This window comes from Providencia sp. (genome assembly GCF_040396775.1).
In the GTDB taxonomy this organism is placed as follows: domain Bacteria; phylum Pseudomonadota; class Gammaproteobacteria; order Enterobacterales; family Enterobacteriaceae; genus Providencia.
In genome coordinates this window covers 1-24,008 of the sequence record NZ_JBEBNT010000014.1, presented here as the reverse complement: position 1 = coordinate 24,008, position 24,008 = coordinate 1, and the positions used below count along the sequence as shown (strand labels likewise).

Genomic DNA, 24,008 nt, shown 5'->3' with positions numbered 1-24,008 from the left:
CTGTGGCGGTGTTAGCTTCATTCGGCTACTTGGGTCACATACTTGTGTATGCTCCCCAAGCTATCCTCATTTGCTGCCTAGCCGCAACACCAACTATTTAGAAAATTATATGTGTTTAATAAAACAATAACTTAACTCGTATAAATGCGATAACGTAGTGATGCAAGAACGAGAACTAGACTAGAGATAGAGAGCACTAAACCTAAGTGTTGGCTCCAGCCTGCGACCATCAGCCCGATGGCGAGCCCGATATAATAAAGCAAACCTAAAATTGCGCCGGCAGTGCCTTTTCGGTCGCCATAACGGTTTAATGCGTGAGCAAGAATGTTCGGGATCGCAATACCATAGCCAATAACCACGCCAATAACGGGTAAAACGAACCAAGCAGAGTCAATAAGAACAAAAACCGTACAGCCACTGACCAAGGAAATCACACTCGAAAGCTTAACAAGTTGCTCAGATGTGTGTTTTTTAGCCAATAAATGGCGGTTAATCATCGAGCCTAACCCCACTCCGAGCGCCAATAAAATTCCCGTGAAACCAAATTGTTGCTGAGTGAGCATTAATTGTTCAAAACTGAAAGGTGCCAGCTGATAATAGCTAAATAAATTAATGTTGAAAAATGCTATCAAGATCACATTTCTCATAATCTCTTTATCCGTGATCATCCGTAAAAATGTCTTCATAAATGGGACTTTGATCACATTTTCTGGACGTGTCTCCGGTAATCGATATATTGACCACAGTAAAAGTACGATAGCTAAAATAGCTAAACCAGTAAAAACACCACGATAACCAGCCAGGCTAACCAGACTCGCGCCTGATAACATGCCTAGTGCAGGACTAATGGCTAATGCAATGCCCATGATTGAGAAAACTTTTGCTAATTCATGGCCTTGATAACTATCACGCATTACTGTTTGTGTACCAATTGAGCCTACAGCAGCCCCAAAAGCAGCTAGCATTCGCAGCAGCAATAACAAATAAAATTGGCTAATAAATAAGGCGCCAATTGAGGCAACCCCATAAACCAGTAAACCCGCTAAAATCGTTGGACGGCGGCCAACGGTGTCGCAAGTTCTACCCCAAAATACAACGCCCAATGCAAAGGCAAAGAAATAGAGTGAAAGCGTCTGTGAAGCTTGTTCCGCATTCACTGAAAAAGCACTCGCAATATCAGTCAGTGCAGGGCTATAAATGGTTTCCACAATCTGTGGGAACATAATTAAGGCAACAGCCAGCCATAATGAAAGAGGGTGTTTCATGTTCATTTTCCTACCCTGTGTAATAAAAAATAACGATTTAACCTTTTAATGGTGGGCAGTTTAGTGGTAATTTTGATGTCTTATTACAATAATAAAGACTATAAATATCAAAAAATGGACAACTTATGGCGTGGTTAAATCAAACGGATGAATTTCAAACACATTGGTATCAAACCCCTGTTTTAGGGATTGCTGCGCAGATGGGGCAGCACGATTCAGGCACGCATACCCATGAAATGGGGCAACTTTTGTTTACCCAGCAAGGGTGCATTCGTATATCTCTTGAAAATCGTCTCTCTCTGTTACCCCCTGGCAGGGTGGCTTGGATCCCGCCACATGTTATCCATCGTGCACAAATGCGCGCATCAGTGGGGTATAGGTCAGTTTATTTAGGTGAAGAATATGCCCAAAAAGTCGGGAACGACGTCGTCATTTTAAGCATTTCACCGCTGTTAAGGGAGCTATTAGAGCGTATTGCTATCGCACCTTTTGATAGTGATTGGCGAAAGGGGCGGTTAGCCAATTTATTGCCTGTTTTTATTGATGAACTACAAGCTGCCACAACTGAACCAACCTTACTTTCTTTGCCGCAGGATAGGCGCTTGAAACGCCTCGATATTGAGCAATTACCCCCTAATTTGAGCCAATTAGCTCAGATTATCGGTGCTAGCGAAAAGACAATAACGCGTGTTTTTTTGAAAGAAACCGGAATGACATACCAAACATGGCGACAGCAATGGCGGTTTATTAAAGCGATTGAATTGTTAGCACAAGAAAAGCCATATCACTTTATTACTCAAGAACTTGGACTTACCAGCGACAGCGCATTTATTAGTTTTTTTCGTAAAATGAGCGGAGTGACACCGAGAGAGTATCAAAAGTAGGGAACGATGCGTTGAATAAACAAAAAAGACCTTGATAAATCAAGGTCTTAATTTACGTAGGGATTCGAATTTAACGAAATATTATTTTTTTGCTAATTCAGAGTTGAATTCACGTTTGTCATAACCGGTATACAGCTGGCGAGGACGCGCAATTTTCAGGCCGTCATCGTGCATTTCGTTCCAGTGCGCAATCCAACCAATAGTACGTGCAATAGCGAAGATTACGGTGAACATTGAAGATGGAATACCCATTGCTTTCAAGATGATACCTGAGTAGAAGTCAACGTTAGGGTACAATTTCTTTTCAATGAAGTACGGGTCGTTCAGCGCGATACGTTCCAGTTCCATTGCAACTTCCAGTAAGCTGTCATTCAAGCCAAGTTCATTCAGAACTTCGTGGCAAGTTTCACGCATTACAGTGGCACGTGGATCGTGGTTTTTGTAGACTCGGTGACCAAAGCCCATTAGGCGGAAAGAGTCATTTTTGTCTTTCGCACGTTCGATAAACGCAGGAATGTGCTCAACAGTTTGAATTTCTTCCAGCATGCGCAAGCAAGCTTCGTTAGCACCACCATGAGCAGGCCCCCACAGTGACGCGATACCCGCTGCGATACAAGCAAATGGGTTTGCGCCTGATGAGCCCGCAGTACGTACCGTTGAGGTTGAGGCATTTTGTTCGTGATCAGCGTGCAGGATTAAAATGCGATCCATTGCGCGTTCAAGAACTGGGTTTACTGTATATTCTTCACATGGTGTAGAGAACATCATGTGCAAGAAGTTACCCGCGTATGACAGATCATTACGTGGATAAACAAAAGGTTGGCCAATAGAATATTTATAACACATAGCTGCAACAGTTGGCATTTTGGACAGCAAGCGATAAGCCGTAATTTCACGGTGGCGCGGGTTGTTAACATCCAACGCATCGTGATAGAACGCCGCCAGTGCACCTGTTACACCACATAATACAGCCATTGGGTGTGAGTCACGGCGGAAACCATTAAGCATGCGAGTAATTTGCTCATGGATCATGGTATGGCGAGTCACCGTATTTTTAAATACGTCGTATTGTTCTTGGGTAGGTGCTTCACCGTACAGCAGGATATAACAGACTTCGAGGTAGGAGGCTTCGGTTGCCAGTTGGTCGATAGGGAAACCACGGTGCAGTAGAATGCCTTTATCACCATCGATATAGGTGATTTTTGATTCACAGGATGCAGTAGAAGTAAAACCCGGGTCGTAGGTAAAGAACCCTTTTGAACCTAAAGTTCGGACATCGATAACGTCTTGACCAAGGGTAGGGCTTAAAATATCGAGTTCAATATCACCGGCACTACCAGTCATTAGCTTAGCTTTGTTATCAGCCATTTACGGTCTCCTTAGCGCTTGATAATCGACACCCAACAACCCAGAAGCTCAGCGTTATACTGTGTCTTCGTGCATTGTTCTACCGGTATGCTTTGGAAATCAGCTCGCTATCACATAAAACCTGAAATCTGAGACCGACGACAATGTAATTAGGTTGTTTATGAGTGTGTAGATGTTATGTTCTTTTTGTTGTTTTCCCTACAATATCATTATTTGTGGTAAGGGGAACAACTTTCATAACTTTTGTTATTAATACCCATCATAGTTCAAATTGTGGAGTATCTAACATTGCAATGTGCACGTTTTTTATTTTTACGGTGAAGTATCAACCGCACCGTTAAGATAATTCTGCCAGACCTATATGTAAGATAAATGTTGAATCATTGTCAAATAAGATAAGCACATTTATACAAAATGTTTAAATCGTGATCCTTCTCACTGTTCGGGCTAAATGTCTCCAAACATTTTGTGTGGGAATTGTAATGGCATTGTGAAGACTTTATACTAGCGGCAGGTCTCCGGATTACCCTGTAGTAGGAGTTCCCAGCGTGATCAGTATGCAACTTTATTTAAACATGATGGATTAGAGTTTGTGTTAAGTTGCATTTTGTACCCCTGTCGCTGTCTGATTTCCACCCCAGGTCCGGAGGATGGAAAATAATAAAGAGCTGTGTGGGCAAAATTGTGAAAAAACAAAGACCTGTCAACCTTGATTTGCAGACGATTCACTTCCCGATCACTGCAATATCTTCGATCTTGCACCGTGTCTCTGGCGTCATTACTCTCATCGCAGTTGGTATTCTGCTTTGGTTGTTAGGGACATCTCTCTCCTCTCCAGAAGGTTTTCAATACGCGTCTGAAATAATGACTGGCTTTTTTGCTAAGTTCATTCTTTGGGGCATCCTAACGGCATTGGCTTACCACGTTTGTGGTGGTATCCGTCATATGTTAATGGACTTCGGCTGTGTTGATGAAACCCTTGCTGCTGGTAATTCATCTGCAAAAATTACATTTGTTATTACCGTAATTCTGGCAATTCTGGCGGGGATCTTAGTATGGTAAGTAATGCATCAGCTTTAGGCCGTACTGGTATTCAGGACTGGCTGTTAATCCGTGGCTCTGCGATTATCATCGCACTCTACGTACTCTACATTGTTGGTTTTGTTGCGATTAACGACATTACCTATGAAGTCTGGCGTGGCTTCTTTGCCTCTTCTGTGACGAAAGTATTCACTATCCTCACTTTGTTCTCGATTCTTGTGCATGCGTGGATTGGCATGTGGCAAGTGCTGACTGACTATGTTAAGCCGCTGGCGATTCGCTTAGTGTTGCAATTGGCTATCGTTGTAGGTCTGTTGGCTTATTTAATTTACGGAACAATCGTTGTGTGGGGTGCATAAAATGAATCTGCCAATCAGAGAGTTTGACGCTATCGTTATCGGTGCGGGCGGCGCAGGTATGCGCGCAGCACTTCAAATTTCACAGATGGGCCTATCTTGTGCGCTTCTGTCAAAAGTCTTTCCAACCCGTTCTCATACGGTATCAGCGCAAGGCGGTATTACTGTTGCTTTAGGTAACACGCACCCTGATAACTGGGAATGGCACATGTACGATACTGTCAAAGGTTCCGACTACATCGGCGACCAAGATGCTATCGAATACATGTGTAAAACAGGGCCAGAAGCTATCCTCGAATTAGAACACATGGGGTTACCGTTCTCGCGCCTTGACGATGGAAGCATCTATCAACGTCCATTTGGTGGTCAGTCTAAAAACTTCGGTGGCGAGCAAGCAGCGCGTACCGCAGCCGCCGCTGACCGTACAGGACACGCACTGTTACATACGCTGTACCAGCAGAACTTAAAAAACCACACCACCATTTTTTCTGAATGGTATGCCCTTGATTTAGTTAAAAATCAAGATGGCGATGTTGTGGGCTGTACGGCGATTTGTATGGAAACAGGCGAACTCGTTTACTTCAAAGCGAAAGCAACCATTCTGGCAACAGGTGGTGCAGGCCGTATTTACCAATCAACCACCAATGCTCATATCAATACGGGTGATGGTGTGGGGATGGCAGCACGTGCTGGTGTGCCATTACAAGATATGGAAATGTGGCAATTCCACCCAACGGGTATCGCAGGGGCTGGGGTTTTGGTCACTGAAGGTTGCCGTGGTGAAGGTGGTTACTTGCTGAATAAAGACGGCGAGCGCTTCATGGAACGTTATGCACCAAACGCGAAAGACCTTGCAGGTCGTGACGTTGTTGCACGTTCAATCATGATTGAAATCCGTGAAGGCCGTGGTTGTGATGGCCCTTGGGGTCCACATGCTAAGCTGAAATTGGATCACTTAGGGAAAGAGGTTCTGGAATCACGTTTACCAGGTATCCTTGAATTATCACGTACCTTTGCGCACGTTGATCCAATCAAAGAGCCAATTCCTGTCATCCCAACGTGCCACTACATGATGGGCGGTATTCCAACGAAAGTCACTGGTCAAGCACTTCGCTATAACGAAAAAGGCGAAGACGAAGTTATCCCAGGTCTGTTCGCTGTGGGTGAAATTGCTTGTGTATCAGTACACGGCGCTAACCGCTTAGGCGGTAATTCACTGCTCGACTTAGTGGTATTTGGTCGTTCTGCGGGTCTGCACTTGAAAGAATCCATCATGGAACAAGGTTCAATGCGTGATGCTTCTGAATCTGACATCGATGCAGCAATGACACGCTTTAATCGTTGGGAAGGCGCACGTACTGGCGAAGATCCAACAGAAATCCGCAAAGCACTGCAAACCTGCATGCAGCATAACTTCTCCGTATTCCGTGAAGGTGATGCAATGGCAAAAGGTTTAGAAGAGCTGAAAGTGATCCGCGAACGTCTGCAAAATGCTCGCCTTGATGATACGTCGACTGAGTTCAATACGCAGCGTATCGAGTGTTTAGAACTGGATAACCTGATGGAAACCGCTTATGCGACAGCACAAGCAGCAAACTTCCGTACAGAAAGTCGTGGGGCTCACAGCCGCTTTGACTATCCAGAGCGTGATGATGCGAATTGGTTATGTCACTCATTATATTTACCGCAATCTGAAACGATGACGCGTCGTGAAGTTAATATGCAGCCAAAACTGCGTGAAGCCTTCCCACCGAAAATTCGTACCTACTAATGCGTGGTGTTAATCCAGTTGCGGAGAAATAAACTATGAAATTACAATTTTCGATTTATCGCTACAATCCTGATGTGGACAACGCACCACGTATGCAAGATTACACGCTAGAAGTCCCAGAAGGGCGTGACATGATGTTGCTGGATGCGTTAATCCAAATCAAAGAGCAAGACCCAACATTATCCTTCCGTCGTTCTTGCCGTGAAGGGGTATGTGGTTCTGATGGTCTGAACATGAACGGTAAAAACGGGTTGGCTTGTATCACGCCATTATCTGCTTTAATCCGTGGTGGGAAGAAAATTGTCATTCGTCCATTGCCAGGTCTGCCCGTTGTGCGTGACCTGATCATCGACATGACTCAGTTCTATACCCAATACGAAAAAATCCGTCCATATCTGATTAATGACAACAAAAACCCACCAGCGCGCGAGAATTTACAAACTCCTGCACAACGTGAAAAACTCGATGGTTTATACGAGTGTATCTTGTGTGCATGTTGTTCGACTTCTTGCCCATCTTTCTGGTGGAATCCGGACAAATTTATTGGTCCAGCAGGCCTGTTAGCGGCGTATCGTTTCTTGATTGATAGCCGTGATACTGAAACCGATTCGCGATTAGACGATCTGAACGACGCTTTCAGTGTTTTCCGCTGTCATAGCATCATGAATTGTGTCAATGTATGCCCTAAAGGACTAAATCCAACAAAAGCTATTGGTCATATTAAATCTATGTTGCTAAAACATAGTGCTTAATAGCTAAATTTAACCCGCAGTGCCTTGGTACTGCGGGCTAAAGTGGAAATAGCACGAAATAAAAACATAAGTTAAAAATAAAGCGTAAAGTAAATCCAAGATTTTGATTTAAATAGCGCTTAAGGTCACAAAAGCGCGAAAACCAAATACCCATAAAGGTCATCAGAAAGTAACATTGTCATCAATAAAACGTAGCATTAAATAAAACGTTGTAACAACAAAAGCGCAAAAAAGTGAACGTAACGAAAGTAACAGTAAAAAGTAAAAAAAATAGCCAACTGCAAAAGATGAAGAAGACGAAAGCGTAATCTTAGGGGCCTTTAAAAACCGCAGCCAGTTTTTAAAGGTTCCTTAAAAGGGAAACCCTTACTGATAAAGGGCCTCCCAAAGAGAGAACATGCATAAAGCACGTCCAAGAGAACCTTTATCGAGGTCGCTTAAATGCGGCGATTAGTTAACCACGGCGAAAACTAAAGCTTTTAAAGCTTAAGGGATCACAATGCAGAACGGCGTAATGAAGGACTGGCTGGATTCAAGCTTTCTGGCAGGCGCGAACCAGACTTATATAGAACAGCTCTATGAAGATTATCTGACTGACCCTAACTCTGTCGATGCCGAGTGGAAAGCCATTTTTGAGCAACTACCTGGTGCAACCCTCGGCACCAATGGTGAGCAATTCCACTCCCAAGCGCGCGATTACTTCCGCCGCTTAGCAAAAGACTCTACTCGTTATCACACCTCTGTTAGCGATCCTGCTATCGATGCAAAACAAGTCAAAGTTTTGCAGCTAATTAATGCATTCCGCTTTCGCGGACATCAAAATGCTAACCTTGACCCGTTAGGGCTATGGAATCGCGAATCTGTTCCAGATTTAGACCCAGCATTCCATAACTTAACGAAAGAAGATTTCAACGAAACCTTCAACGTCGGTTCTTTTGCTATCGGCAAAGAAACCATGAAACTCAGCGAGCTATATGACAACCTGAAACGCATTTACTGCGGTTCAATCGGTGCGGAATATATGCACATCACGAATACAGAAGAAAAACGTTGGATCCAACAACGTCTTGAGTCTGTTGACGTGTCTAAAATTTTCTCTGCGGATGAGAAAAAACGCTTCCTGTCTGAGTTAACGGCGGCTGAAGGTCTTGAGCGCTACATCGGGGCTAAATTCCCGGGTGCAAAACGCTTCTCATTGGAAGGTGGTGATTCACTGATCCCAATGCTGAAAGACTTAATCCACCACGCTGGCAAACAAGATACTCGCGAAGTTGTGCTGGGTATGGCCCACCGTGGTCGTTTAAACGTACTGGTTAATATCTTAGGTAAAAAACCGGGCGAATTGTTTGATGAGTTCGCAGGTAAACACAAAGATCATTCAAGTGCGGGTGACGTTAAATATCACCAAGGTTTCTCATCTGACTTTGAAACCGCAGGTTCACGTGTTCACTTAGCGCTGGCGTTTAACCCATCGCACCTTGAAATCGTTAGCCCAGTGGTAATCGGTTCTGTACGCGCTCGTCGTGACCGTTTAGATGAAGGTCGCAGCAACATGGTTCTGCCAATCACTATTCATGGTGACTCAGCAGTAACTGGCCAAGGCGTTGTGCAAGAAACCCTGAACATGTCTCAAGCACGCGGTTATGAAGTGGGCGGTACCATGCGTATCGTTATTAACAACCAAATTGGTTTCACCACCTCAAACCCGAAAGATACACGTTCAACTGAATACTGTACTGACATCGTGAAGATGGTTCAGGCGCCAATTTTCCACGTGAATGCAGATGACCCAGAAGCGGTTTCATTTGTTACACGTTTAGCGCTGGATTTCCGTAATACCTTTAAACGCGATGTCATGATCGATTTAGTGTGTTACCGCCGTCATGGTCATAACGAAGCCGATGAGCCAAGTGCAACTCAGCCTGTGATGTACCAAAAAATCAAACAGCACCCAACACCACGTAAAATCTACGCAGACCGCTTAATTGCAGAAAACGTATTGAGTGCAAATGATGTGACTGAAATGGTTAACCTGTACCGTGATGCGTTAGATGCGGGTAACTGTGTGGTTGAAGAGTACCGTGAGATGGGGCTGAACTCATACACATGGGCTCCGTATTTGAACCACGAGTGGGATGCATCCTACAAATCAACAGTTGATATTAAACGCTTAACAGATCTGGCTGTTAAAGTCAGCACGATCCCTGAAGGCGTTGTCGCGCAATCTCGTGTTGAAAAAATCTACGCTGACCGTGCAGAAATGGCGAAAGGCAATAAATTACTCGACTGGGGTGCAGCTGAGACTTTAGCGTATGCAACGTTAGTTGATGAAGGCGTTCCAGTGCGCTTATCCGGTGAAGATGCGGGTCGCGGAACCTTCTTCCACCGTCATGCGGTTGTTCACAACCAAACGAATGGTTCTGTCTACGTTCCACTGCAAAACATTCATAATGGCCAAGGCGTGTTCAACGTTTGGGACTCTGTTCTGACTGAAAATGCGGTATTAGCGTTCGAATACGGTTATGCAACAACTGAACCTCGCGCACTGACCATTTGGGAAGCGCAATTCGGTGACTTCGCTAACTGTGCGCAAGTGGTTATCGACCAATTTATTAGCTCTGGTGAGCAAAAATGGGGTCGTATGTGTGGTCTGGTAATGTTACTACCTCATGGTTATGAAGGTCAGGGCCCAGAGCACTCATCTGCACGTTTAGAGCGTTACCTGCAACTGTGTGCTGACCAAAACATGCAAGTGTGTGTGCCGTCAACACCGGCTCAGGTTTATCACATGTTACGTCGTCAAGCCCTGCGTGGCATGCGTCGTCCTCTGATTGTGATGTCACCGAAATCTCTGCTGCGTCACCCGTTAGCAGTGTCTAGCATGGAAGAACTGGCAAATGGCACATTTGAACCAGTTATTGGTGAAATCGATGAAATCAATCCGAAAAATGTGAAACGCGTCGTGATGTGTTCAGGTAAAGTTTATTACGATCTGTTAGAGCAACGTCGTAAGAATGAACAAACTGATGTGGCTATCGTGCGTATCGAACAGCTGTATCCGTTCCCACACGAAGACATCCAAAAAGCGTTGGCGCAATTTACCGGTGTGAAAGACTTTGTATGGTGTCAAGAAGAGCCATTAAACCAAGGCGCTTGGTATTGCAGTCAACATAATTTCCGTGAAGCTATCCCAGCTGGGGCAACTTTACGTTATGCAGGTCGAGCTGCTTCTTCATCTCCAGCAGTTGGCTATGCGTCCGTACACCAAGAGCAACAGAAAGCTCTGGTCAATGACGCTTTGAACATTGAATAATTAAAGGATAGAAAATGAGTAGCGTAGAAATTCTTGTTCCCGATCTTCCTGAGTCCGTTGCTGATGCTACGGTTGCCACATGGCATAAAAAACCAGGTGACAGTGTTCAGCGTGATGAAGTCCTGGTTGAGATCGAAACAGATAAAGTGGTACTGGAAGTACCAGCGAGCGAAGCGGGCGTATTAGAAGCTATCGTTGAAGACGAAGGCGCAACGGTATTATCTAAGCAACTGTTAGGTCGTATTCGTTTAGGCGACAGCACTGGCATTCCTGCGGAAGTGAAAAGCGCGCAAGAAGCAACGCCAGCTCAGCGCCAAACGGCGAGCTTAGAAGATGAAAGCAACGATGCGCTGAGCCCAGCAATTCGTCGTCTGATTGCAGAACATGACCTGAACCCAGCGAACATTAAAGGTACGGGTGTTGGCGGTCGTTTAACACGTGAAGATGTTGAAAAACACTTAGCGGCAAACAAATCCGCAGCGCCAGCAGCTTCAGCACCAGCTGCACCACAGGCTCCTTTAGCGCACCGTAGCGAAAAACGTGTTCCAATGACACGTTTACGTAAACGTATCGCAGAGCGTCTGTTAGAAGCGAAAAACACCACGGCAATGTTGACCACGTTTAACGAAATCAACATGCAACCAATCAAAGACTTACGTAAACAGTACGGCGAAGCGTTCGAAAAACGTCATGGCGTACGTTTAGGTTTCATGTCTTTCTATGTTAAAGCTGCGGTTGAAGCACTGAAACGCTATCCAGAAGTGAACGCTTCTATTGATGGCAGTGATGTGGTTTACCATAACTACTTTGATATCAGCATCGCGGTATCAACACCTCGTGGTCTGGTCACTCCAGTACTGCGCGATGTCGATGCAATGAGCATGGCTGATATCGAGAAGAAAATTAAAGAACTGGCTGTTAAAGGTCGTGACGGTAAATTAACTGTTGAAGACTTAAGCGGCGGTAACTTCACTATTACTAATGGTGGCGTATTTGGTTCTCTGATGTCTACACCTATCATTAACCCACCACAGAGCGCAATTTTAGGCATGCATGCCATTAAAGACCGCCCTATGGCTGTAAATGGTAAGGTAGAGATTCTTCCTATGATGTACTTAGCGCTGTCTTATGACCACCGCTTAATCGATGGTAGTGAGTCAGTCGGCTTCTTAGTCGCTATCAAAGATATGCTGGAAGATCCAACTCGTTTACTGCTGGACGTATAGCAACATAACAGGGCAGGGAACAACCTGCCCGGTCTGAAGTAACCGATGCAGCCCGTTCGCGGGTTGCTAAATCAGTAACAATTGCAGGAGGCGAATAAACGCCTCTTCAGACTCAATTATGGATAGAACATCATGAATTTACACGAGTACCAGGCAAAACAGTTGTTTGCACGTTATGGGATGCCTGCACCAACAGGTTATGCCTGTTCATCAGTCGCTGAAACCGTCGATGCTGCGAAAAAAATTGGCAACGGCCCATGGGTAATTAAATGCCAAGTTCACGCAGGTGGACGTGGTAAAGCTGGTGGCGTTAAAGTCACTAGCGATATCAACGAAGTTAAAGCCTTCGCAGAAAATTGGTTAGGTAAAAACTTAGTTACCTATCAAACAGATGCAAACGGTCAGCCAGTTAACCAAATTCTGGTTGAAACGGCGACTGACATTGCAAAAGAATTATATTTAGGTGCGGTTGTAGACCGTAGCACCCGTCGCGTTGTTTTCATGGCATCGACTGAAGGTGGCGTGGAAATTGAGAAAGTTGCTGAAGAAACACCAGAACTGATCCACAAAGCGATTATCGACCCACTGACAGGGCCAATGCCTTTCCAAGGCCGTGAATTAGCGTTCAAATTAGGCTTAACGGGCAAACAAGTTAGCCAATTCGCGAAAATCTTCATGGGTCTGGCGACGCTGTTCCTTGAGCGCGATTTAGCATTAGCTGAAATCAACCCACTGGTTATCAGCACAGCGGGCGACTTAGTATGCTTAGATGGTAAATTAGGCATCGACAGCAACGCATTATATCGTCAGCCTGAAATCCGTGAACTACGTGACGAATCTCAAGAAGATGCGCGTGAAGCACAAGCGGCTCAGTGGGAACTGAACTACGTTGCACTAGACGGCAACATCGGTTGTATGGTTAACGGTGCGGGCCTAGCAATGGGCACCATGGACATCGTTAAACTGCACGGCGGTGCACCGGCTAACTTCTTAGACGTTGGCGGCGGCGCGACAAAAGAGCGTGTGACTGAAGCATTTAAAATCATTCTTTCTGATGAAAATGTAAAAGCGGTTTTCGTTAACATCTTTGGTGGTATCGTTCGTTGCGACCTGATTGCAGACGGCATCATTGGTGCAGTTGAAGAAGTGGGCGTAAATGTACCCGTAGTTGTGCGTTTAGAAGGTAACAATGCTGAGTTAGGTGCTAAGAAACTGGCAGACAGCGGCTTGAACATTATCGCTGCAAACAGCCTGACTGACGCAGCTAAAAAAGCAGTAGCAGCAGCGGAGGCTAAATAATGTCTATTTTAATCGATAAAAACACCAAAGTAATTTGCCAAGGTTTCACTGGTGGTCAAGGTACATTCCACTCAGAACAAGCAATTGCTTATGGAACACAAATGGTTGGTGGTGTGACTCCGGGTAAAGGCGGCACAACGCACCTAGGTCTGCCAGTATTTAACACTGTGCGCGAAGCTGTCGAAGCAACGGGCGCAACCGCATCTGTTATCTACGTTCCAGCACCATTTTGTAAAGATTCTATCTTAGAAGCTATCGATGCAGGCATTAAACTGATCATCACTATCACTGAAGGTATCCCAACGCTGGATATGCTGACTGTCAAAGTGAAATTAGATGAAGCTGGCGTTCGCATGATTGGTCCAAACTGCCCTGGTGTTATCACTCCAGGTCAATGTAAAATTGGTATCCAACCTGGCCACATTCACTTACCCGGTAAAGTCGGTATCGTTTCACGTTCAGGTACACTGACGTATGAAGCGGTTAAACAAACGACAGATGCAGGTTTAGGCCAATCTACCTGTGTTGGTATCGGTGGTGACCCAATCCCAGGTTCAAACTTCATTGATATCCTGAAAATGTTCCAAGCTGACCCACAAACTGAAGCGATCGTGATGATCGGTGAAATCGGTGGTAATGCAGAAGAAGAAGCAGCAGCTTATATTAAAGAGCACGTGACTAAACCTGTTGTAGGTTACATCGCGGGTGTGACTGCGCCGAAAGGCAAACGTATGGGTCACGCTGGTGCAATCATTGCTGGCGGTAAAGGTACTGCGGATGAGAAATTTGCTGCATTAGAAGCGGCGGGCGTGAAAACCGTTCGTAGCCTTGCAGACATCGGTGATGCCGTTAAATCATTACTGAACAAGTAATTGATCCGCTAGGCAACTAGCAACCGTAAGAGACGAAAGCCCGTGCTTATTCAAGTACGGGTTTTTTTGTGCCTCGCGTTGGGCCATGCTCACAAGGCCTAACATAATTTCTGCACCACTTTTAAGGTTTTCTAAAAAAGAGTGTCTATACTTTAAAAAAATGTACTTGAAAACACGCTCATAGCGGTTATGAGGGGGAACAAAGGATGTAGATTGGCAAAAATGGGGTGTGTTCGCACTTTATGCAAAAAATAGCGAAATTGCTGCACATCAAATTTATAACTTTTAGGGAGAATCAATTATCCGAATATAGGGATTTAGTTGAGTTAAATTCGTATATTAATAAAATTCATAATAATTTTAAAATAAGATACTATTACAAATTAAATATTCTTTTTTGGAGTCCTTAATACAAAGATTATATTTTTTGTTAATCTTTGGAAAAATTAAGTACATTTATATCAATATCAATAACAGCATCTTAACAAGTAAATAACCATTAATTGACTGGTGCTCAGAGCAATTAACAATGCGAAAAAAATTGACGTAAATCAATTCATTGGCGCTGGCTTTATTTGAACAAATTGCTTAAATTGGTGCTTGATCAAATACTCGAGTTTCTATTAAAGAGTATAATTATTGATGTAAATTCAGAATTCAAATCTGAGTCACGTAAAAGAAGTTTATTGTGTGTGAAGATAGGCGTACTATTATTATAGTAACGTTCGTTCTTTTAATTTTGTTAATTATTTGTTGTTTTGAGGCATTTTTTGCTGGTAGTTAAGAGGCTTTCTAAAAACATAATTTGGAAGCCGGGTTGCCGCAAGTCGGTGTCTTCCTGCTAGGAGCAAGGAGTCAAGATGTTTGATATTGTCGAACTGTCACGATTACAGTTTGCCTTCACTGCAATGTATCACTTCCTGTTCGTACCATTAACGCTCGGTATGGCGTTTTTGCTTGCGATCATGGAAACGGTATATGTGCTGTCTGGCAAGCAAATTTATAAAGATATGACTAAGTTCTGGGGTAAGTTATTTGGTATTAACTTTGCTCTGGGTGTTGCAACAGGTTTGACTATGGAGTTCCAATTCGGGACTAACTGGTCTTACTATTCACACTATGTCGGAGATATCTTCGGTGCACCTCTTGCAATCGAAGGTTTGATGGCATTCTTCTTAGAATCTACTTTTGTTGGTTTATTCTTCTTTGGTTGGGATCGTTTAAGCAAAAAACAACACCTGGCTGTAACATGGTTAGTTGCTTTAGGTTCTAACTTCTCTGCTTTGTGGATTTTAGTTGCGAACGGTTGGATGCAAAACCCAATCGCTGCTGATTTCAACTACGAAACCATGCGTATGGAAATGCTCAGCTTCTCTGAGCTAGTTTTAAACCCAGTTGCGCAAGTTAAGTTCGTCCACACAGTTGCTGCGGGTTACTGTACCGGTGCAATGTTTATCCTTGGTATTAGCTCTTACTATCTGCTTAAAGGTCGTGATGTTGCTTTTGCTAAACGTTCTTTTGCTATTGCTGCAAGCTTTGGTATTGCTGCCGTTCTGTCTGTTATCGTTCTTGGTGATGAATCAGGTTACGAAATGGGTGACGTTCAGAAAACCAAACTGGCTGCCGTTGAAGCAGAGTGGGAAACTCATGCTCCACCTGCAGCGTTTAACTTAATCGCTTGGCCAGATACAGAGAAGCAAGAAAACAAATTTGCTATCTCGATTCCGTGGGCGATGGGTATCATTGCAACCCGTTCTATCGATACGCCTGTATTAGGTCTGAAAGACCTGATGAAACAACACGAAGTTCGTATCCGTAACGGTATGGTTGCATATGGTCAGTTACAAGAGTTGTTAGCGGGTAACAAAGATCCTGATTTGCGTGCCGCATTCGAAGCAAGCAAAAAAGACTTGGGTTACGGCCTTCTGTTAAAACAATACGCACCAAACGTGGTTGATGCGACAGAAGCGCAGATTCAACAAGCTGTTAAAGACAGTATCCCGAACGTCGGTCCTCTGTTCTGGGCGTTCCGCATCATGGTTGGTGTCGGCTTCCTGTTACTGTTAATCATCAGCTGGGCATTCCTGTCAGTGGTTCGCAACCGTATCGGTAAAAGCAAACTATTGTTACGTATCGCCTTGATTGGTATCCCATTACCATGGATTGCAATCGAAGCGGGTTGGTTTGTTGCCGAATATGGTCGTCAGCCATGGGCAATTGGTGAGGTGTTACCTGTGTCGGTTGCGCACTCCAATTTAACCACCCATGACCTGATCTTCTCTTTAGTGCTGATCGGTGGTCTGTATACACTGTTCTTAATTGCTGAAATGTTCTTAATGTTCAAATTTGCTCGTAAAGGGCCTAGCAGCCTGAAAACTGGCCGCTATCACTTTGAACAGAAAAATACTTCTGCACACGACGTTCAGTAAATAGGAGCCACTTATGTTTGATTATGAAGTTCTTCGGTTTGTGTGGTGGATCCTTATCGGTGTATTACTGATTGGATTTGCTGTCACGGATGGCTTTGACATGGGCGTTGGCTTCTTATTACCTATCTTAGGTAAAACAGATACTGAACGCCGTATCATGATTAACGCCGTTGCACCGCACTGGGATGGTAACCAAGTTTGGTTAATCACCGCGGGTGGTGCGATGTTCGCTGCATGGCCACAAGTCTATGCTGCGTCATTCTCTGGTTTCTATATCGCCATGATTTTGGTATTAGCAGCATTGTTCTTCCGTCCGGTGGGTTTTGACTACCGTTCAAAACTGGAGAACTCAAAATGGCGTAATATGTGGGACTGGGGTCTGTTTATCGGTGGTTTCGTTCCACCATTAGTTATCGGTGTTGCGTTTGGTAACCTGTTACTGGGTGTTCCGCTGCAAATTGATAACCAGCAGTACCTGACTTATACAGGTAACCTGTTTGGTCTGCTAAACCCATACGGTCTGTTAGCTGGTGTAGTCGGTTTAATGATGATTGTTACCCAAGGTGCAACTTATCTGCAAATGCGTACTACGGGCGAACTGTACTTACGTGTGCGTAAAGCAACGTATATCTGTGCATTAGTCACACTGTTAGCCTTTGCGGGCGCAGGCGTTTGGTTAGTGATGGGAATTGATGGCTATGTTGTGACCTCAACACTGGATCACCATGCTGTATCAAACCCACTGAACAAAACAGTCGAAGTAGTTTCAGGTGCTTGGTTGACTAACTTCAACACTTACCCAATCCTGTGGGCTCTGCCTGGACTGGGTCTGGCGCTGCCATTACTGACTATGTTGTTCAGTAAAGCAGACAAAAATGGTTGGGCGTTTGTTAGTTCTTCATTAACCATCGCTTGTATCATTTTAACTTGCGGCGTAGCAATGTTCCCATTCATCATGCCTTCAAGCATCATGCCAAATGCAAGCTTGACCATGTGGGATGCGACTTCTAGCCTGTTTACTCTGCAAGTGATGACCGTGGTTGCTATTATCTTTGTTCCAATCGTACTGGCATACACCGCTTGGTGTTACTACAAAATGTTTGGTCGTTTGGACAAAAACTTCATCGAAGGCAACAAGCACTCACTGTATTAAGGAGCATAACTATGTGGTATTTCGCCTGGATCCTCGGCACGCTGTTAGCTTGTAGTTTTGCAGTGATTGCAGCACTCGCGTTAGAGCACTCTGAAGACTCTAAAGCCGCTAAAGATGGTGAGTAAATAAATGCTGGTGGATAAAACCTATCAGCTAATGGATAAGGGGCCGATAAGGGCCCTTATCCTTATTTTAGCTTTAATAACAGCTGGCGCTGTCATGTGGGACCCGAGCCTATTTGCAGCCAAAACCAGTTCATTCCTCATTTGGCAAGGGCTATTATTAATTTGGGCAACGTGTACGTCGATGATTTTTGGTGTGGGTTTTAAACCGCAAAAAGTTATCTTCCGTGCACTATTTCACCCATTGCCAGCTGCCATCATTCTTATTTGGGGACTTTTTCAAGTCTTTAGATAATTCTAATTGCTAATTGTGGGTCAATGGACCCATAATTATTTTTGATATCTTTACTTTCAAAGTGATTCCAAACTGACACTGTCTTGCGTATAGTGGCACCGTTAATGAATTTAACCTAAGACGGAGTGGTTGATATGTTATTTCGCTGGCCTGTTCGCGTGTATTATGAAGATACAGATGCGGGCGGTGTGGTTTATCACGCACGCTATTTAGCTTTTTTTGAGCGAGCAAGAACAGAAATGTTGCGAAATAAAGGGATCAACCAGCAAAGTATGCTTACCGAGAACCTTGGCTTTGTTGTGCGTAGCATGACAATTGATTTTGTGAAGGGCGCTCGGTTGGATGACATGTTGGAAGTTGAGACGCAAATCGTTGAAATGAAACGCGCCTCATTAACCTTTCATCAAAGGTTAGTTGATTCGCAAGGTAACCTGCTTTGTGGGGCTAATGCCCTTATTGCTTGTGTGGACACATCAAAAATGAAGCCTACAGCGCTTCCTAAGTCTATTGTCGCGGAGTTTAAACAGTGACTGACATGAATATCCTGGATTTATTCCTAAAAGCGAGCCTTTTGGTTCAGCTCATTATGTTCGTTTTGATCGGTTTTTCTATCGCATCATGGGCGATCATCATTCAAAGAACCAAAATTTTAAATGCCGCTAGCCGTGAAGCAGAGGCATTCGAGGATAAGTTCTGGTCAGGAATCGAGCTATCGCGCTTATATAAAGAAAGCCAAGCGCGTCGTGATGAACTCAGTGGCGCAGAACAAATTTTCCACTCAGGCTTTAAAGAGTTTGTTCGTTTACATCAAGCGAATATCCATGCACCTGATGCCGTGGTTACTGGGGCATCCCGTGCAATGCGTATTTCCATGAATCGTGAGTTAGAATCCGTAGAGGCACACATCCCATTCTTAGGTACCGTCGGGTCAATTAGCCCGTATATTGGTTTGTTTGGTACAGTTTGGGGGATCATGCATGCCTTTATCGCATTAGGTGCGGTTAAACAAGCGACACTGCAAATGGTTGCGCCGGGGATTGCTGAAGCCTTGATCGCAACTGCGATTGGTCTGTTTGCCGCAATTCCAGCGGTGATGGCGTATAACCGCTTAAACCAGCGTGTTAACAAGTTAGAACAAAGCTACGATAACTTTATGGAAGAATTTTTAGCCATCTTGCATCGTCAAGCCTTCTCTGCTGATAAGAAATAATACGGGGAGATAAGCGAATGGCGCGCACTAGTCGCAAACGTGAGCTGAAATCCGAAATTAACATCGTTCCATTGCTGGATGTCTTGCTGGTACTTTTGCTGATCTTTATGGCAACTGCACCCATTATCTCCCAAAGTGTGGAAGTTGAATTACCGGATGCTACAGATACACAAACCGTATCATCAAGTGATAACCCTCCGATTATTTTAGAAGTATCGGGAGTGGGGCAATACAATATGCGCCTTGATGGCGAGGTGTTAGAATTGCTTCCACCAGAACAGATTGCGGCTGAAGCTAAAGCTCAATTAGAGAAAAATCCCAAAGCGGTTTTCTTAATTGGGGGCGCAAAAGAAGTGCCTTATGAGGAAGTGATTAAGGCATTGAACATTTTGCACAGCGCAGGGATTAAATCTGTCGGCTTGATGACTCAGCCTATTTAGGCTGAGTTGTTGTGGTTTGAATAAGTCACACATCTTTTTTTGGATACCAGAGTGGGAAAGACAAAAGAGAAAAAAGATAACTTAAACCGGTCACTTGTGATGTCAGTGGTTCTGCACGTCCTGTTGATTGGTTTGATTGTTATAGGCTCTTTAGTTTCCGTCGTCAAACTTGGTGGTGGCGGAGAAGAAGGGACTGTCATCGATGCGGTGATGGTCGACCCTGGCGTGGTTGTTGAGCAATATGAAGAAATGCAAAAACAACAAAACATGGCCAGACAAGCGGCTAAAGAGCGCAAAGAGCAAGAGCAGAAGCAAGATGCCGAGCTAAGGGAACAGCAAGAGAAGGAACAAAAACGCCTTCAAAAACTAGAAGAAGAACGCATTAAAACTGAACGTGATACAGCTGAGCAACAAAAACAAGCTGAAGAACAACAGAAAAAAGCGTTAGACGCCGCGAAGAAAGCGAAGGAAGAGCAAAAAATAGCGGAAGAAGCAGCTGCGAAAGCAAAAGCCGAAAAAGAAAAATTAATTAAAGAGCAAGCGGCAGAAAAAGCCAAAGCCGAAGCTCAAGCGCAAAAAGAAGCTGAAGCCACTAAAGCCAAAGCCGAAAAAGAAGCGAAAGAAAAAGCCGAAAAAGAAGCCAAAGAAAAAGCGGAAAAAGAGGCTAAAGTAAAAGCCGATAAAGAAGCCAAAGCCAAGGCTGATAAAGAAGCGAAAGAAAAAGCAGACAAAGAAGCTAAAGCAAAAGCCGCTAAAGCCAAGGCGGAAGCAGCTAAAAACGCCGCTTCAGTTGATGACTTACTGGGCGACTTAACGGCATCGGGTCCGAGCAAAAAAGGCGGTGAAACCGCGGCAGGAACGGGTGGTGGTAAAAAATCGGGTGCTTCTAATGCAGATGTTGATAGCTATGCAGGTAAAGTAAAAGCGGCAATTCAAAGCAAATTCTATGATTCGGATACGTTTCGTGGACGGACGTGTGAACTGCAATTGAAGCTTGCACCAGATGGCTTATTAGTAAGTATTACCCCAAAAAATAGCCCGGCCAATGACGCAGCGCTATGTGATGCGGCAATACGAGCAGCGAAACTTGCTACGATGCCAAAACCGCCTAACCGCGAGGTCTATGATACATTTAATAAAGCAGGTAGCACTGTTGTGTTTAAGCCTTGATTTTCAACAACTCAGAGCTATCTGTATTGAAAAGTTCATGGCAATAGCATAAATAGTTTGCGTGGTATCTAGTTTTGTTATTATACCTTTGTTAAAATTCAGCGAATTATTGCGGTGGTGAATAATACGCAGTAAGGGAGATAAGAATGAAGCAGGCTTTTAAAGTAGTTTTAGGGTTCCTAATGCTATGGGCGACAGTGGCTCAGGCTGAAATACGTATTGAGATCACTGAAGGTGTAAACTCAGCTCAACCAATTGGTGTGGTGCCTTTTAAATGGTCTGGTGCAGGCGCACCGCCACAAGAAGTTGGCCAAATCGTGGGCGCTGATTTACGTAATAGCGGGAAATTTAACCCGATTGAGCCAAGCCGTATGCCTCAACAACCCGGCACTGCATCTGAAGTCATTCCAGATGCATGGACTGCATTAGGTATTAATGCGGTGGTTGTCGGCCAAGTACAGCCAGCAGCAGACGGCAGCTTTGTGGTCAGCTATCAGTTAGTGGATGTTGCCGCTAACCCAGGTGCTGTATTATCTCAAAATCAATTTAAAGTCACGAAAGAGTGGTTACGCTATGCGGCGCACACTGCAAGTGATGAAGTCTTTGAAAAACTAACAGGCATTCGTGGCGCATTCCGTACACGTATTGCGTATGTTGTTGTAAACAAAGGCGGTCAGTATCCATATGAATTACGAGTTTCTGATTACGACGGTTTCAACCAATTCACGGTTCACCGTTCACCAGAACCTCTAATGTCGCCTGCTTGGTCACCAGATGGTGAAAAACTGGCGTATGTAACTTTTGAAAGCGGTAGTTCAGCACTTGTCATTCAAACGTTGTCTTCAGGAGCAGTTCGTCAGGTTGCGTCTTTTCCTCGTCATAATGGGGCACCTGCATTCTCTCCAGATGGGACAAAATTGGCATTTGCACTGTCTAAAACAGGCAGCCTGAATTTATATGTTATGGACTTAGCGAGTGGGCAAATTCGTCAGGTAACCGATGGCCGCAGTAACAATACTGAGCCAAGCTGGATGCCAGATAGCCAAACTTTGGTCTATACTTCAGATCAGGCGGGACGCCCGCAGATTTATAAAACGAATATTAATGGTGGCAGTCCTACACGTGTATCTTGGGAAGGAACACAAAATCAGGACGCTGATGTTAGCCCGGATGGTACTTTCTTAGTGATGGTCAGCTCCGGCGGCGGTCAGCAACATGTCGCCAAACAAGATCTGGCAACGAACAACGTTGAGTTTTTAACGAAAACGTTCCTAGATGAAACGCCGAGTATCGCACCTAACGGCACTATGGTAATTTATAGCTCCTCTCAAGGCTTGGGGACTATATTGCAGCTAGTTTCGACCGACGGGCGTTTCAAAGCGCGTCTTCCGGCGACTGATGGACAGGTCAAATTCCCTGCCTGGTCTCCGTATCTGTGATGCATAATAATAATGTGTGGCAAAAAATATTAAGGATCAAAACGATGCAACTGAATAAAGTGCTTAAAGGGCTGATGATCGCGTTACCAATCATGGCAGTCGCAGCTTGTAGCTCTAACAAAAACAATGACCAAGATGGCGTAGATACTTCTACTAACCAAACTAACACTGGTCTGTCTGCGGAAGAGCTGGCACGTCAGCAAATGGAACAGCTGCAACAAAACAACACTGTTTACTTTGGTTTTGACAAATACAACGTATCTCCAGAATACGCTGATATGTTAGATGCACACGCAGCATTCCTGCGTAGCAACCCATCTGTACGTGTTGTTGTTGAAGGTCATGCGGATGAGCGTGGTACTCCAGAATACAACATCGCACTGGGCGAGCGTCGTGCTAATGCAGTTAAAATGTACCTGCAAAGCAAAGGTGTTTCTGGTGACCAAGTTTCACTGGTTTCTTACGGTAAAGAAAAACCAGCTGTGTTAGGTCATACTGAAGCAGACTACGCGAAAAACCGTCGTGCAGTCATTGCATACTAATAGATAAGCGAAATTATCTATTATGAACAGTAACTTCAGACACTTACTAGTCGGTCTGTCGTTATTGGTTGGCGTAGCGGCCCCTTGGGCCGCTATTGCCCAAGCGCCAATCAACAATGTCGGATCTGGTTCTCCAGGTGACCGTCTATCCCAACTTGAGACTGCGGTATCTTCTCAAGGTCAAATTCTGTATCAAATTCAACAGCAACTCGCTGATAACCAACGTGATATCGATATGTTACGTGGTCAGATTCAAGAAAGTGAATACAAATTGAATCAAGTCATCGAGCGCCAAAAAGATTTGTACATGCAATTAGACAATGCGGGTGGCGGCAATTCAGCTAACTCAGGTGATGCGCCTGATACAAGCTCAGCAAATACATCATCTTCCTCAAATACGCCAGCGGCAACTGCCAACACAGGTGGAAATGAGAAAGATGATTATAATGCTGCGGTTAAGCTCGCAATGGAAAGCAAGTCAAAAGCTCAAATTGATGATGCTATCAGTGCATTACAAGGTTTTATTAAAGCCTATCCTAAGTCAGGGTATCAATCTAACGCCAACTATTGGTTGGGGCAGTTAAACTACAATAAAGGTAGCAAGGACGACGCTGCATTCTACTTTGCCACTGTAGTGAAGCAATATCCAAAATCCCAAAAAAGCAGTGAAGCCTTATACAAAGTTGGGCTGATCATGCAAGACAAGGGACAAAAAGATAAAGCGAAAGCTGTTTACCAACAGGTGTTGAAACAATATCCAAATAGTGCGGGCTCTAAATTAGCTGAAAAAAAGCTAAGTGCACTTTAATATCTAGCCCCGAAGCGATATTACCGAATATTTCGGGGTTATCAGTATGATAAGTGTGCATTCAATCTTTTTTTGCAAAAAAATCATTGCACCCTCGTCAGAAATCAGTAATATAAGCCGCCGTTGATACGAGAATATGGTTAACCAAAAATCTCGCAAGACAGCAAGAAATTTAGTTTTAGATGTATTAGTAGCAAATTAGATGGGTCGTTAGCTCAGTCGGTAGAGCAGTTGACTTTTAATCAATTGGTCG

General features: G+C 44.3%; 22 protein-coding genes. 20 read left to right on the top strand and 2 right to left on the bottom strand.

Features of this window, described 5'->3' with window-relative positions; translation table 11 throughout:
• Positions 1 to 131 precede the first annotated feature (131 nt).
• Complete coding sequence (locus ABWP91_RS14410; RefSeq protein WP_353243820.1) at positions 132 to 1,265, bottom strand: multidrug effflux MFS transporter; 1,134 nt, start codon at positions 1,263 to 1,265, stop codon at positions 132 to 134.
• Between the two features lie 125 nt (positions 1,266 to 1,390).
• Between ABWP91_RS14410 and ABWP91_RS14405 the strand changes: the two genes are divergently transcribed.
• Positions 1,391 to 2,149, top strand: coding sequence for an AraC family transcriptional regulator (locus ABWP91_RS14405; protein WP_353243819.1), 759 nt, complete (start codon positions 1,391 to 1,393; stop codon positions 2,147 to 2,149).
• Between the two features lie 81 nt (positions 2,150 to 2,230).
• Here the strand turns inward: ABWP91_RS14405 and ABWP91_RS14400 are convergent, their stop codons facing one another.
• The gene (locus ABWP91_RS14400; protein WP_353243818.1) at positions 2,231 to 3,517 is read right to left on the bottom strand and encodes a citrate synthase; all 1,287 of its coding nucleotides are present in this window, start codon (positions 3,515 to 3,517) and stop codon (positions 2,231 to 2,233) included.
• A gap of 672 nt (positions 3,518 to 4,189) precedes the next feature.
• On the opposite strand from ABWP91_RS14400, the gene sdhC reads away from it, so the two are divergent.
• From sdhC to cpoB, 19 genes are all read left to right on the top strand, one after another.
• Positions 4,190 to 4,579, top strand: coding sequence for a succinate dehydrogenase cytochrome b556 subunit (gene sdhC / locus ABWP91_RS14395; protein ID WP_353243817.1), 390 nt, complete (start codon positions 4,190 to 4,192; stop codon positions 4,577 to 4,579).
• Positions 4,573 to 4,917, top strand: coding sequence for a succinate dehydrogenase membrane anchor subunit (sdhD, locus tag ABWP91_RS14390; protein WP_353243816.1), 345 nt, complete (start codon positions 4,573 to 4,575; stop codon positions 4,915 to 4,917). Before sdhC ends, sdhD begins: the two co-directional genes overlap by 7 nt.
• A gap of 1 nt (position 4,918) precedes the next feature.
• Positions 4,919 to 6,685 carry a succinate dehydrogenase flavoprotein subunit gene (gene sdhA, locus ABWP91_RS14385; protein WP_353243815.1) on the top strand — a complete coding sequence of 589 codons (1,767 nt, stop codon included), beginning with the start codon at positions 4,919 to 4,921 and terminating at the stop codon, positions 6,683 to 6,685.
• 35 nt (positions 6,686 to 6,720) lie between these two features.
• Entirely contained in the window at positions 6,721 to 7,437 is a 717-nt protein-coding gene (locus ABWP91_RS14380; RefSeq protein WP_004256824.1) for a succinate dehydrogenase iron-sulfur subunit, read from the top strand.
• 499 nt (positions 7,438 to 7,936) lie between these two features.
• Entirely contained in the window at positions 7,937 to 10,750 is a 2,814-nt protein-coding gene (gene sucA / locus ABWP91_RS14375; protein ID WP_353243814.1) for a 2-oxoglutarate dehydrogenase E1 component, read from the top strand.
• A 14-nt stretch (positions 10,751 to 10,764) separates the two neighbouring features.
• Positions 10,765 to 11,976 (top strand): 2-oxoglutarate dehydrogenase complex dihydrolipoyllysine-residue succinyltransferase, encoded by a 1,212-nt coding sequence (gene odhB, locus ABWP91_RS14370; protein WP_353243813.1) that lies wholly within the window; start codon positions 10,765 to 10,767, stop codon positions 11,974 to 11,976.
• A 132-nt stretch (positions 11,977 to 12,108) separates the two neighbouring features.
• Positions 12,109 to 13,275 carry an ADP-forming succinate--CoA ligase subunit beta gene (gene sucC / locus ABWP91_RS14365; protein WP_206085302.1) on the top strand — a complete coding sequence of 389 codons (1,167 nt, stop codon included), beginning with the start codon at positions 12,109 to 12,111 and terminating at the stop codon, positions 13,273 to 13,275.
• Positions 13,275 to 14,147, top strand: coding sequence for a succinate--CoA ligase subunit alpha (gene sucD, locus ABWP91_RS14360; protein WP_219244297.1), 873 nt, complete (start codon positions 13,275 to 13,277; stop codon positions 14,145 to 14,147). The genes sucC and sucD overlap by 1 nt, the downstream gene beginning before the upstream one ends.
• A gap of 860 nt (positions 14,148 to 15,007) precedes the next feature.
• Positions 15,008 to 16,576 (top strand): cytochrome ubiquinol oxidase subunit I, encoded by a 1,569-nt coding sequence (gene cydA, locus ABWP91_RS14355; protein WP_353243812.1) that lies wholly within the window; start codon positions 15,008 to 15,010, stop codon positions 16,574 to 16,576.
• Between the two features lie 13 nt (positions 16,577 to 16,589).
• Positions 16,590 to 17,729, top strand: coding sequence for a cytochrome d ubiquinol oxidase subunit II (cydB, locus tag ABWP91_RS14350; protein ID WP_353243811.1), 1,140 nt, complete (start codon positions 16,590 to 16,592; stop codon positions 17,727 to 17,729).
• A gap of 11 nt (positions 17,730 to 17,740) precedes the next feature.
• Positions 17,741 to 17,854, top strand: coding sequence for a cytochrome bd-I oxidase subunit CydX (cydX, locus tag ABWP91_RS14345; protein WP_004909083.1), 114 nt, complete (start codon positions 17,741 to 17,743; stop codon positions 17,852 to 17,854).
• A gap of 4 nt (positions 17,855 to 17,858) precedes the next feature.
• Complete coding sequence (gene ybgE, locus ABWP91_RS14340; protein ID WP_353243810.1) at positions 17,859 to 18,146, top strand: cyd operon protein YbgE; 288 nt, start codon at positions 17,859 to 17,861, stop codon at positions 18,144 to 18,146.
• A 125-nt stretch (positions 18,147 to 18,271) separates the two neighbouring features.
• A complete protein-coding gene (gene ybgC / locus ABWP91_RS14335) occupies positions 18,272 to 18,676 on the top strand; it encodes a tol-pal system-associated acyl-CoA thioesterase (protein ID WP_219244294.1) in 405 nt (134 codons plus the stop codon).
• Entirely contained in the window at positions 18,673 to 19,356 is a 684-nt protein-coding gene (tolQ, locus tag ABWP91_RS14330; RefSeq protein WP_206085308.1) for a Tol-Pal system protein TolQ, read from the top strand. Before ybgC ends, tolQ begins: the two co-directional genes overlap by 4 nt.
• Before the next feature lie 17 nt (positions 19,357 to 19,373).
• Positions 19,374 to 19,796: a colicin uptake protein TolR gene (tolR, locus tag ABWP91_RS14325; protein WP_353243809.1), complete on the top strand. Its 423-nt coding sequence runs from the start codon at positions 19,374 to 19,376 to the stop codon at positions 19,794 to 19,796.
• Between the two features lie 51 nt (positions 19,797 to 19,847).
• The gene (gene tolA / locus ABWP91_RS14320) at positions 19,848 to 20,966 is read left to right on the top strand and encodes a cell envelope integrity protein TolA (protein ID WP_353243808.1); all 1,119 of its coding nucleotides are present in this window, start codon (positions 19,848 to 19,850) and stop codon (positions 20,964 to 20,966) included.
• Positions 20,967 to 21,112: 146 nt separating this feature from the next.
• Complete coding sequence (tolB, locus tag ABWP91_RS14315; protein ID WP_353243807.1) at positions 21,113 to 22,405, top strand: Tol-Pal system beta propeller repeat protein TolB; 1,293 nt, start codon at positions 21,113 to 21,115, stop codon at positions 22,403 to 22,405.
• Between the two features lie 44 nt (positions 22,406 to 22,449).
• Positions 22,450 to 22,947 carry a peptidoglycan-associated lipoprotein Pal gene (gene pal, locus ABWP91_RS14310; RefSeq protein ID WP_047756402.1) on the top strand — a complete coding sequence of 166 codons (498 nt, stop codon included), beginning with the start codon at positions 22,450 to 22,452 and terminating at the stop codon, positions 22,945 to 22,947.
• A 22-nt stretch (positions 22,948 to 22,969) separates the two neighbouring features.
• Entirely contained in the window at positions 22,970 to 23,755 is a 786-nt protein-coding gene (gene cpoB / locus ABWP91_RS14305; RefSeq protein WP_353243806.1) for a cell division protein CpoB, read from the top strand.
• Positions 23,756 to 24,008 lie beyond the last annotated feature (253 nt).

Excerpts from the sequence above, each read along its gene's own strand:
- ABWP91_RS14410 (WP_353243820.1), bottom strand. The coding sequence starts at position 1,265 with ATGAAACACCCTCTTTCATTATGGCTGGCTGTTGCCTTAATTATGTTC.
- ABWP91_RS14405 (WP_353243819.1), top strand. The coding sequence starts at position 1,391 with ATGGCGTGGTTAAATCAAACGGATGAATTTCAAACACATTGGTATCAA.
- ABWP91_RS14400 (WP_353243818.1), bottom strand. The coding sequence starts at position 3,517 with ATGGCTGATAACAAAGCTAAGCTAATGACTGGTAGTGCCGGTGATATT.
- sdhD (WP_353243816.1), top strand. The coding sequence starts at position 4,573 with ATGGTAAGTAATGCATCAGCTTTAGGCCGTACTGGTATTCAGGACTGG.
- sdhA (WP_353243815.1), top strand. The coding sequence starts at position 4,919 with ATGAATCTGCCAATCAGAGAGTTTGACGCTATCGTTATCGGTGCGGGC.
- ABWP91_RS14380 (WP_004256824.1), top strand. The coding sequence starts at position 6,721 with ATGAAATTACAATTTTCGATTTATCGCTACAATCCTGATGTGGACAAC.
- sucA (WP_353243814.1), top strand. The coding sequence starts at position 7,937 with ATGCAGAACGGCGTAATGAAGGACTGGCTGGATTCAAGCTTTCTGGCA.
- odhB (WP_353243813.1), top strand. The coding sequence starts at position 10,765 with ATGAGTAGCGTAGAAATTCTTGTTCCCGATCTTCCTGAGTCCGTTGCT.
- sucC (WP_206085302.1), top strand. The coding sequence starts at position 12,109 with ATGAATTTACACGAGTACCAGGCAAAACAGTTGTTTGCACGTTATGGG.
- sucD (WP_219244297.1), top strand. The coding sequence starts at position 13,275 with ATGTCTATTTTAATCGATAAAAACACCAAAGTAATTTGCCAAGGTTTC.
- cydA (WP_353243812.1), top strand. The coding sequence starts at position 15,008 with ATGTTTGATATTGTCGAACTGTCACGATTACAGTTTGCCTTCACTGCA.
- cydB (WP_353243811.1), top strand. The coding sequence starts at position 16,590 with ATGTTTGATTATGAAGTTCTTCGGTTTGTGTGGTGGATCCTTATCGGT.
- cydX (WP_004909083.1), top strand. The coding sequence starts at position 17,741 with ATGTGGTATTTCGCCTGGATCCTCGGCACGCTGTTAGCTTGTAGTTTT.
- ybgE (WP_353243810.1), top strand. The coding sequence starts at position 17,859 with ATGCTGGTGGATAAAACCTATCAGCTAATGGATAAGGGGCCGATAAGG.
- tolR (WP_353243809.1), top strand. The coding sequence starts at position 19,374 with ATGGCGCGCACTAGTCGCAAACGTGAGCTGAAATCCGAAATTAACATC.
- tolB (WP_353243807.1), top strand. The coding sequence starts at position 21,113 with ATGAAGCAGGCTTTTAAAGTAGTTTTAGGGTTCCTAATGCTATGGGCG.
- pal (WP_047756402.1), top strand. The coding sequence starts at position 22,450 with ATGCAACTGAATAAAGTGCTTAAAGGGCTGATGATCGCGTTACCAATC.
- cpoB (WP_353243806.1), top strand. The coding sequence starts at position 22,970 with ATGAACAGTAACTTCAGACACTTACTAGTCGGTCTGTCGTTATTGGTT.